At 64.9% G+C, this 1,346-nt stretch carries 2 protein-coding genes and 1 pseudogene; all 3 read right to left on the reverse strand.

Annotated features, from left to right (window positions below; all coding sequences use genetic code 11):
- A partial coding sequence (locus A2J02_RS04565; protein WP_331712128.1) for a GTP-binding protein occupies nt 1-457 on the reverse strand: 457 nt, incomplete at its 3' end.
- Between the two features lie 39 nt (nt 458-496).
- Entirely contained in the window at nt 497-1,153 is a 657-nt protein-coding gene (locus tag A2J02_RS04570; protein ID WP_068047353.1) for an urease accessory protein UreF, read from the reverse strand.
- Nucleotides 1,153-1,346, reverse strand: a pseudogene (ureC, locus tag A2J02_RS27105) (urease subunit alpha); the annotation flags it as partial. The pseudogene ureC and the gene A2J02_RS04570, both read right to left, overlap by 1 nt.

Here is a 1,346-nt window from a genome sequence, read left to right on the forward strand (position 1 = left end):
TGTCTCCCCCGGCAACGTCGACGACGAATATCTGTACGTCGATCAGACCTGACGAGAACGTCGCCGTCAGATTGTCGCCACCGGATTCCACGAGAATCAGATCCAGGGGTGGGTTGTTCTCGATCAGATCGTCGATGGCGTCGAGATTGGCCGTGATGTCGTCTCGGATCGCGGTGTGTGGGCAGCCACCGGTCTGCACCGCCGTGATGCGCTCGTCGGGCAACACGGCGTGCCGACGCAGGAAGTCCGCATCCTCGGTGGTGTAGATGTCGTTGGTGAGCACGGCGAGCGAAAGTTCGTCGCGCAGTTCGCGGCACAGTGCCGCCACCAACGCCGTCTTCCCGGAACCGACCGGTCCACCGATGCCGACGCGCAGCGCGTCACCTGCCACCCGTGCGCGCTTGGGCCGATCCAAACCGTGGTCGTGGGGCTCACCGTCGATCAGGTGCGGGGGCATGTCGAACTCCTTGTCGCTAGAGAAAAAATGGATCCGTACTCAGGATACGAACAACGGCCGATCGCGGACGGCGTGGGCTTCGGCGAACATGTCCAGCAACGGATCCGACAACTCCATCAGCTCCGGTAGGCACTCGCACACCGCCGCGGTCACGTCGTCGCAGAAGTCGCCCAACCGAATGGTGCACGCCGCGACCTCGGCAGGATCGAGCGCGAGCAGACGCTGGGCGGCAATCGCCGACCCGGTCATGGTGATGTACACCTGGACGGCGGCCGTGTCGGCAACCGACAGGCCCGCCGCGAGTCCGACGTGTCCGGCGGCAACGGCCAGATGCGGCTTGCGGCCGATGGCCGCCCAATCATGATGCGGCCAGGCAGATTTGGCCAACCGAAGCAGTCCACGGCCCTGAGCACGGGAGGCAGACCTGGCAGCCGGGGACGGGGTTCGGGCGTCGGACTCGGCATCGGCCTCGTCCGTGCTCGACGACCCGTGCACCAGTGATGCGGCAATGGACGCCGTCGTGGCCCCGGAGGTTCGGATACGGCGTCGCAGAAACGCCTCGAGCGTCGCGATGTCTCGGACGAAGCCCGAGGCGATCGCTTCTTCCACTCCACCGGAGTGCACGTGGCCACCGGTGGGCAGGCGTGAATCTGCAAGCGAGAGCAGCGTCGTCACCTGTAGTCGGGCATCGGGCATCAGAAGAGGAAGTATCGCTGCGCCATCGGCAGTTCGGTTGCCGGCTGCTCCGTCCACACGTCCCCGTCGATACGCACGGTGAACGTGTCGGGATCCACCCGAATATCGGGCAGCGCATCGTTGAGTGCCATGTCGGACTTTCTGACACCGCGCACGTTCTTGACCGGAACCAACCGACGATCACAGTTCAGAC

This window comes from Rhodococcus sp. EPR-147 (genome assembly GCF_001647185.1).
GTDB lineage: Bacteria > Actinomycetota > Actinomycetes > Mycobacteriales > Mycobacteriaceae > Rhodococcoides.